At 64.9% G+C, this 8,988-nt stretch carries 7 protein-coding genes; 4 read left to right on the forward strand and 3 right to left on the reverse strand.

Going from position 1 to position 8,988, the window contains the following annotated elements; all coding sequences use genetic code 11:
- The 3 genes from nusA to infB form a co-directional block, all read left to right on the forward strand.
- Positions 1 to 1,170, forward strand: a 1,170-nt coding sequence (nusA, locus tag ABZD10_RS10775; protein WP_372886435.1) for a transcription termination factor NusA, incomplete at its 5' end; no start/stop codon positions are given.
- A gap of 23 nt (positions 1,171 to 1,193) precedes the next feature.
- Positions 1,194 to 1,826, forward strand: a complete 633-nt coding sequence (locus ABZD10_RS10780) for an RNA-binding protein (RefSeq protein ID WP_372886443.1) — start codon at positions 1,194 to 1,196, stop codon at positions 1,824 to 1,826.
- Positions 1,823 to 4,321, forward strand: coding sequence for a translation initiation factor IF-2 (infB, locus tag ABZD10_RS10785; protein WP_372886436.1), 2,499 nt, complete (start codon positions 1,823 to 1,825; stop codon positions 4,319 to 4,321). The genes ABZD10_RS10780 and infB overlap by 4 nt, the downstream gene beginning before the upstream one ends.
- Before the next feature lie 102 nt (positions 4,322 to 4,423).
- On the opposite strand, the gene ABZD10_RS10790 is transcribed toward infB, so the two are convergent.
- From ABZD10_RS10790 to ABZD10_RS10800, 3 genes are read right to left on the reverse strand one after another with little or no spacing between them, the layout of a single operon-like run.
- Positions 4,424 to 4,825 (reverse strand): (deoxy)nucleoside triphosphate pyrophosphohydrolase, encoded by a 402-nt coding sequence (locus ABZD10_RS10790; protein ID WP_372886437.1) that lies wholly within the window; start codon positions 4,823 to 4,825, stop codon positions 4,424 to 4,426.
- Entirely contained in the window at positions 4,822 to 6,051 is a 1,230-nt protein-coding gene (argJ, locus tag ABZD10_RS10795; RefSeq protein WP_372886438.1) for a bifunctional glutamate N-acetyltransferase/amino-acid acetyltransferase ArgJ, read from the reverse strand. The genes ABZD10_RS10790 and argJ overlap by 4 nt, the downstream gene beginning before the upstream one ends.
- A gap of 2 nt (positions 6,052 to 6,053) precedes the next feature.
- Entirely contained in the window at positions 6,054 to 6,947 is an 894-nt protein-coding gene (locus tag ABZD10_RS10800) for a peptidylprolyl isomerase (RefSeq protein ID WP_372886439.1), read from the reverse strand.
- 172 nt (positions 6,948 to 7,119) lie between these two features.
- On the opposite strand from ABZD10_RS10800, the gene secA reads away from it, so the two are divergent.
- Positions 7,120 to 8,988: preprotein translocase subunit SecA (gene secA / locus ABZD10_RS10805; RefSeq protein ID WP_372886441.1), on the forward strand; the 1,869-nt coding region annotated here is incomplete at its 3' end.

The raw sequence follows: 8,988 nt of genomic DNA on the forward strand, positions 1-8,988 counted from the left end.
CGCGAGGAATACGGCAACATCATCGTCGATATCGGCCGCGGCGAGGCGATCCTGCGCCGCAACGAGAAGATCGGCCGCGAGAGCTACCGCCCCAACGACCGGGTGCGCTGCTATGTCAAGGACGTGCGCCGCGAGACCCGTGGCCCGCAGATCTTCCTCAGCCGCACCGCGCCGGAATTCATGGCCGAGCTGTTCAAGATGGAAGTGCCCGAGATCTACGATGGTATCATCGAGATCAAGGCCGTCGCCCGCGACCCCGGTTCGCGCGCCAAGATCGCCGTGATCTCCTATGATGGTTCGATCGACCCGGTTGGTGCCTGCGTCGGCATGCGCGGCAGCCGCGTGCAGGCCGTGGTCAACGAATTGCAGGGCGAAAAGATCGACATCATCCCGTGGAACGAAGATCAGCCCACCTTCCTGGTCAACGCGCTGCAACCGGCGGAAGTGACCAAGGTCGTTCTGGATGAAGAGGCCGGCAAGATCGAAGTCGTGGTGCCTGATGAACAGCTTTCGCTGGCCATCGGCCGTCGCGGCCAGAACGTGCGACTGGCCTCGCAGCTGACCGCGCTTGACATCGACATCATGACCGAGGCCGAGGAATCCGAGCGCCGCCAGAAGGAATTCGAAGTGCGCACCGCGCTGTTCATGGAGACGCTGGATCTCGATGAATTCTTCGCCCAGCTGCTGGTGTCGGAAGGCTTCACCAATCTCGAAGAGGTCGCCTATGTCGAGCTGGACGAGCTGCTGGTCATCGATGGGGTCGACGAGGACACCGCCAACGAGCTTCAGGCCCGCGCCCGTGACGTCATCGACGCCCGGAACAAGGCGGCTCTGGATGCCGCGCGCGAGCTTGGCGTGCAGGACAGCCTGCTTGCATTCGACGGCCTGACACCCCAGATGATTGAGGCACTGGCCAAGGACGGCGTGCTGAGCCTCGAGGATTTCGCCACCTGCGCCGACTGGGAACTGGCCGGCGGCTGGACCACGGTCGAGGGCGAGCGGGTCAAGGACGACGGTATTCTCGAACCTTTCGACATGTCGCTGGAAGAAGCCCAGGACCTGGTGATGACGGCCCGTATTCTCTTGGGCTGGGTTGACCCCGAGGAGCTTCAGGCCGAAGCGGAAGCGGAAGGCGAAGAGGACGACGCTGACGAGGAGGCCGAGGCCTGATCTCAGGCCTCGGAGGCATCATGATGGGACGCGGCGGGCGAACCAAAGACCGGGAAGACGGTCCCGAGCGCAAGTGTATCGCCACGGGCGAGGTACAGCCGAAACACGGGCTGATCCGCTTTGTGACGGGGCCGGACGATCAGGTCGTGCCGGACGTGCTGGGCAAGCTGCCCGGGCGCGGTATGTGGGTTGCGGCAGATCGCAAGGCGCTTCAGAAGGCGGCGGGCAAGGGGGTCTTTGCCCGCGCTGCCAAGCGGCCCGTCAAGGTGCCCGAGGATCTGCTCGAGGAGGTCGAGCGCCAGATCGTGCGCCGGGTGGTCGACCTGATCAGCCTGTCGCGCAAGTCGGGTCATGCCGTGGCCGGATATGAAAAGGTCAAGGACTGGCTGTCCAAGGATTATGCCGAGGTGCTGATCCAGGCCTCGGACGGTTCGGGGCGGGGAAAATCGAAACTGAGCACGCCGCATTTCGGCCATTACATAGGCTGGCTGACGGCGGATGAATTGGGTTTGGCTTTTGGGCGACAAACTGTGATACATGGGGCGCTTGCGTCTGGCGGACTCACGCAACGTGTTGTAGAGGAAGCCCAACGGTTAAAAGGCGTACGTGAAATTGGAGCGGCAGGGGCCGCTCGGAAGGGTAAGACAGCTAGATGAGCGATAACGACGGTAAAAAGACTTTGGGCCTGCGCGGAGCGGGTGGACGTCCTGGCAACGTAAAGCAGAGCTTTAGCCACGGGCGGACCAAGAACGTCGTGGTTGAAACCAAGCGCAAGCGCGTTGTGGTTCCCAAACCCGGTGCCGCCAAGACGTCGGCCGCCTCGGGCGCCAAGGCAGGCGGCGACCCTTCGCGACGCCCCGCCGGCATTTCGGATGCCGAGCTTGAACGTCGCATGAAGGCGCTTCGTGCGGCCAAGGCGCGCGAGGCCGAAGAGGCTGCCGCTCGCGAAGCCGCCGAGAAAGAGCGCGAAGAGGAACGCAATCGTCGCCGCGCCGAACAGGAAGCCAAGGAGCGCGAGCAGCGCGAGGCCGAAGAGCGCGCCCGCGCCAAGGCCGATGACGAGGCGCGCAAGCAGCGCGAATCCGAAGAGGCGGCGAAACGCGCCGCTGCCGAAGCCGCCGCCGCTGCTGCCTCGCCCAAGTCGGACGCCCCGGCGGCACGCGCCACGGCCGGCAAGCCGGCCGCCGCGGAAACGCCGCGCAAGAACGAGCGTGAACAGCGTCAGAACCGCGGCAAGGGCCGCGACGATGGCCGCCGCTCGGGCAAGCTGACCCTGAATCAGGCGCTTTCGGGCGATGGCCGGCGTCAGAAGTCGATGGCGGCGATGAAACGCAAGCAGGAACGCGCGCGGCAAAAGGCCATGGGCGGCCCCGTCGAGCGTGAAAAGGTGATCCGTGACGTTCAGCTGCCCGAGGCCATCGTGGTCTCGGAGCTGGCCAACCGCATGGCCGAACGTGTCGCCGACGTGGTGAAAGAGCTCATGAAAATGGGCATGATGGTCACCCAGAACCAGTCGATCGACGCCGATACGGCGGAACTCATCATCGAGGAATTCGGCCACAAGGTCGTGCGCGTGTCGGATGCCGACGTGGAAGACGTGATCGCCGATATCGAGGATAGCGAAGCCGATCTCGAACCGCGTCCGCCGGTGATCACCATCATGGGTCACGTCGACCACGGCAAGACCTCGCTTCTGGATGCGATCCGCGACGCCAAGGTGGTGGCCGGTGAAGCCGGCGGCATCACCCAGCATATCGGCGCCTATCAGGTGCAGACCGATGACGGCGTGACGCTGAGCTTCCTCGACACCCCGGGTCACGCGGCCTTTACCTCGATGCGCTCGCGCGGCGCGCAGGTGACGGACATCGTGGTTCTGGTTGTGGCCGCCGACGATTCGGTGATGCCGCAGACCATCGAGGCGATCAACCACGCCAAGGCGGCCGGTGTGCCGATGATCGTGGCGATCAACAAGATCGACAAGCCGGCGGCCGACCCCAACAAGGTGCGCGCCGAGCTGTTGCAGCACGAGGTGATCGTGGAGCAGATGTCGGGCGAAGTGCAGGATGTCGAAGTGTCGGCAGTGACCGGCCAGGGCCTTGACGAACTGCTCGAGGCGATCGCGCTGCAATCGGAAATCCTCGAACTGAAGGCCAACCCCAACCGGGCTGCACAGGGCGCGGTGATCGAGGCGCAGCTTGACGTCGGACGCGGCCCCGTGGCCACGGTTCTGATCCAGAAGGGCACGCTGAAACAGGGCGACATCTTCGTCGTCGGCGAACAATACGGCAAGGTCCGCGCCCTGATCAACGACAAGGGCGAGCGGGTCACCGAAGCCGGACCCTCGGTGCCGGTCGAGGTGCTTGGCCTCAACGGTACCCCGGAAGCCGGCGACGTGCTGAACGTCACCGAAACCGAGGCCCAGGCCCGCGAGATCGCCGAATACCGCGAGCAGGCGGCCAAGGACAAACGGGCCGCCGCCGGTGCCGCGACGACGCTGGAACAGCTGATGCAGAAGGCCAAGGACGACCAGAATGTCGCCGAGCTGCCGATTCTGGTGAAAGCCGACGTTCAGGGTTCGGCCGAGGCCATCGTTCAGGCGATGGAGAAGATCGGCAACGACGAGGTGCGCGTGCGCGTGCTGCACTCGGGCGTCGGCGCGATCAGCGAAACCGATATCGGTCTTGCCGAAGCTTCGGGCGCTCCGGTGTTCGGCTTCAACGTGCGGGCCAATGCCTCGGCCCGCAGCACGGCCAACCAGAAAGGCGTCGAGATCCGCTATTACTCGGTGATCTATGACCTTGTGGATGACGTGAAAGCCGCGGCTTCGGGTCTGCTCTCGGCGGAAATTCGCGAGAATTTCATTGGCTATGCCGAGATCAAGGAAGTGTTCAAAGTGTCGAACGTGGGCAAGGTGGCCGGCTGTCTGGTCACCGAAGGTGTGGCCCGCCGCTCGGCCGGTGTGCGCCTCTTGCGCGACAACGTGGTGATCCACGAAGGCACGCTGAAGACCCTCAAGCGCTTCAAGGACGAAGTGGCCGAGGTCCAGTCGGGCCAGGAATGCGGCATGGCCTTCGAGAATTACGACGACATCCGCCCCAAGGACGTCATCGAGATTTTCGAGCGCGAAGAACACACCCGTACCCTCGACTGATCCGGGGCGGGACGGAAACGAAAAGGGCCGGCGCAAGCGTCGGCCCTTTGGCGTTCTTGGGGGGGCGCGACGACGATGCGCCGCCCGTCGATGCGCCGCCCGTCAGAGCCAGTCGCGCAGGATCGGGATCAGCGGCAGGTCGGCCGGCGGCATCGGAAAGTCGCGCAGCTGCGCCGGACGCACCCATTTCAGCGCCTGGTTTTCCTGTGCCTGCGGCGTGCCCTGCCATTTGCGGCAGGCAAACAGCGGCATCAACAGGTGGAAGTCCTCGTAGCTGTGCGAGGCAAAACTCAGCGGTGCAAGGCAGCTGGCCCAGGTGTCGATGCCCAGTTCTTCGTGCAGCTCGCGGATCAGCGCCGCCTCGGGAGTTTCGCCGGGCTCGACCTTGCCGCCGGGAAATTCCCAGAGCCCGGCCATGGACTTGCCCTCGGGGCGCTGCGCCAGCAGCACCCTTCCGTCGACGTCGATCAGCGCCACCGCCGAGACCAGAAGCACCTTGCTCACGACCGGTAATCCGCGTTGATGGTGATGTAGCCATGGGTCAAGTCGCAGGTCCAGACCTGTGCGGCGCCGTCGCCCAGACCCAGGTCGACACCGATCACCAGTTCGGGGTTCTTCATATATGCAGCGCCGTCCTCTTCGCGGTAGCTTTCTGCGACCCAGCCCTTTTCGGCCACCAGCACGTCGCCGAAACGGATGCTCAGGAGGTCGCGATCCGCCGCCGCGCCGGACTTGCCGATGGCCGCCACCACCCGGCCCCAGTTCGGGTCTTCGCCGGCGACGGCGGTCTTGACCAGCGGCGAATTGGCAATCGCCAGCGCGTGGGTGCGGGCATCGGCATCGCTGGCGGCGCCGGTCACGGCGACCTCGACGAACTTGGTCGCCCCTTCGCCGTCGCGCACCACCTGATGCGCCAGATCCAGCATCACCCCGTGCAGGGCCTCGCGGAAGGTACCGGAGTCCTGCGTCACCGCGACGCCGCTGGCGCCGGTGGCCGCCATCAGCAGCGTGTCCGAGGTCGAGGTATCGCTGTCGACGGTGATGTTGTTGAAGGTCAGGTCGGTCAGCTCCGACAGCATGGCCTGCAAGGCGCCGCGCGCGATCACGGCGTCGGTGAAGATATAGACCAGCATCGTCGCCATGTCGGGCGCGATCATGCCCGAGCCCTTGGCGATACCGGCGATCTTCACCGGCTGCCCGTCGATCACGACCTCGGCGGTGGCGCCCTTGGCGAAAGTGTCGGTGGTCATGATCGCCTGAGCGGCGTCGTCAAGCGCCGCCGGCGACAGCGCCGCGACAAGATCGTTCACCTTGGCGGTGATCCGTTCATGCGGCAGGCGTTCGCCGATGACCCCGGTCGACGAGGTGAAGACCCGCGCCGCCGGCAGCCCGGTGGCCTCGGCCACCGCGTCGCAGATCGCCGCGACCGAGCCTTCGCCGGCGCGGCCCGTGAAGGCGTTGGAATTGCCCGAGTTGACGATGAAGGCGGCGCCCGCGTCGCTGTCGGCGCCGATCTTGGCCTGGCAGTCGAGCACGTTGGCCGAGCGGGTCGCCGATCTGGTGAAGACGCCGGCGACGGTGCTGCCCGGCGCCAGCCGCATCAGCGTCACGTCCTTGCGGCCCTGGTATTTGACGCCGGCCGCCAGGGCGGAGAATTCGGCGCCGGCGATCACGGGCAGGTCCGGGAACCCGGCCGGAGCCAGCGGAGAGACATGGGTGATCTTCGCCATGATCAGTTTCCTTCGCCGCTGGGGTCCAGAAGATCGGTCTGTTTCAGGATTGCCGGGTCAAGCGCTGCGGCGCCGCTGCGGTCGATCGTGGCGCTTTCGGTCAGTTCGGCGATCCGTGCGTCGACGGTCATCTGCTTCAGTTCGGCGGACAATTCCTCCTGCACCTGCTCCAGTGCCGGCGCGGGTTGCATGCGGATCTCGTTCAGCTTGATGACGTGAAAGCCGAACCGGGTCTTGACCGGCGGCGACAGCTCTCCGGGCTGAAGCGCCATCACCGCCTCTTCGAAGGCCGGCACCATGGCGCCTTCGCCGAACCACCCCAGCGCCCCGCCGCCCGGCCCCGACGGACCGGTGGATTTTTCCTTGGCGGTCTCGGCAAAATCCGCACCATCGAGGATCATCTGGCGCACGGCCACGGCCTCTTCCAGGGTTTCGACAAGAATGTGCGCGGCGTTGAATTCCTGCGGCCCGACATAGGTCTCGCCGTATTTCGCGTCATAGGCGGCGCGCAGCTCGGCCGCGTCAACACCGGCGTCCAGCACCCGGTTGATGGCCTCGCCGGCGCGCAGCATGCGATGTTCGTTGGACAGCGCGATGCCGATGCGGGCGGGCTCTGCCCCGGTCAGGGATTGCGACAGCAGCGCCTGCTGAACAGCCTGTTCCAGAAGACCGTTGAACAGCACCTCGTCGGGCAGGTTCTGGTACTGCTGGGGCAGGGATTCGCGCATCGCGATCAAGTGGCCGAGGGTGATTTCCTCGCCGTTGATCGTGACCACAACGGTCGCGGCGCCGGCCTCGGTCCCAGCCATGGTCGAGGGCGCGGTCTGGGCTGCGACAGGCCCGCAGAACAGCGCGGCAACTGCAACAGAACAGAGAATATTGAGGTGTTTCGGCATTGTTTGGTCCTTGGTTCGTGCCGCGCTGGCTGGCGGCGTTGACACTGTTACAGCGGCCCCTTACATCGCTCTGAGGCGCAGGCGGGCTGGCCATTTCCACGTTTGTATGAGCAGGGCGCGGAACGGGCAAGCCGATGCCTCGCACGATTGTGTCAACGAAGGACAAAAACAGATGCTGGGTCTCGGAAAAATTGCCAAAAAGGTGTTCGGAACACCGAACGACCGCAAGATCAAGGCAACCCGCCCCATCATCGACAGGGTCAACGCGCTGGAAGAAGACTTCCGCAAGCTTTCGGATGACGAGATCAAGGCCAAGACCGCCGAGCTGTCCGAGCGCGCCAAGGGGGGCGAAAGCCTCGATGACCTTCTGCCCGAGGCCTTTGCCAACTGCCGCGAGGCGGCCCTGCGCGCCCTTGGCCTGCGCGCCTTCGACACCCAGCTGATGGGCGGGATCTTCCTGCATCAGGGCAATATCTCGGAAATGAAAACCGGCGAGGGCAAGACCCTGGTGGCGACCTTCCCGGCCTATCTCAACGCGCTGACCGGCAAGGGCGTGCACATCGTCACCGTCAACGATTACCTGGCGCGCCGCGACGCCGAATGGATGGGCAAGGTCTATGCCGCGCTGGGAATGAGCACCGGCGTCGTCTACCCGCAGCAGGCGACAGAGGAAAAGCGCGCCGCCTATGCCTGCGACATCACCTATGCCACCAACAACGAGCTGGGCTTTGACTATCTGCGCGACAACATGAAGGGCGATCTGCGCGAGATGTGCCAGCGCAAGCACTATTTCGCCATCGTCGACGAGGTCGACTCGATCCTCATCGACGAGGCGCGCACCCCGTTGATCATCTCCGGCCCCTCCGAGGACCGCACCGAGCTTTACAACGCGATCGACGCGCTGATCCCCGAGCTGGCCGAAGAGCATTACAGCATCGACGAGAAAAGCCGCCAGGTGACCTATACCGACGAGGGCAACGATTTTCTCGAAACCCTGCTCAAGGCGCGCGGCCTGCTGCCCGACGAGCAGTCGCGTTATGATCCCGAAAGCACCACCATCGTTCATCACGTGAACCAGGGTCTGCGGGCGCACAAGATGTTCACCCGTGACAAGGATTACATCGTGCGCGACGGCCAGGTGGTGCTGATCGACGAATTCACCGGCCGCATGATGGTCGGCCGCCGCCTGTCCGAAGGGCTGCACCAGGCCATCGAGGCCAAGGAAAACTGCCAGATCCAGCCCGAGAACGTGACCCTGGCGCAGGTGACCTTCCAGAACTATTTCCGCCTTTACGAGAAACTCAGCGGCATGACCGGCACGGCGCTGACCGAGGCCGAGGAGTTTGACGAAATCTATGGTCTGGGCGTGGTCGAAGTGCCGACCAACCGCCCGATCGCCCGTATCGACGAGGACGACGCGGTCTATCGCACCGCCACCGAGAAATACGCCGCCATCGTCGAGACCATCAAGGAAGCTCATGCCAAGGGCCAGCCGATCCTGGTCGGCACCACCTCGATCGAGAAGTCCGAGTTCCTCAGCGACCTGCTGACCAAGGCCGGGGTCAAGCACAACGTGCTGAACGCCCGCCAGCACGAGCAGGAGGCGCAGATCGTCGCCGATGCCGGCAAGCTGGGCGCGGTGACCATCGCCACCAACATGGCCGGGCGCGGCACCGACATCAAGCTGGGCGGCAATGTCGAATTCTCGGTGCTCGAGGCCATTGCCGCCGACCCCGAGGGCGACCACGCCGCGATGCGGTCGCGGATCGAAGAGGAACACAAGACCGCCGAAGAGGCGGTGAAAGCCGCCGGCGGCCTGTTCGTCCTTGCCACCGAACGCCACGAAAGCCGCCGCATCGACAACCAGCTGCGCGGCCGTTCCGGCCGTCAGGGCGACCCGGGCCGCTCGGCGTTTTTCCTCAGCCTCGAAGACGACCTGATGCGGATCTTCGGCTCGGAAAGGCTCGAAAAGGTGCTGTCGACGCTGGGCATGAAGGATGGCGAGGCGATCGTGCACCCTTGGGTCAACAAGTCGCTCGAA

Source organism: Shimia sp., from assembly GCF_041624275.1.
Taxonomy (GTDB): Bacteria; Pseudomonadota; Alphaproteobacteria; order Rhodobacterales; family Rhodobacteraceae; genus Shimia.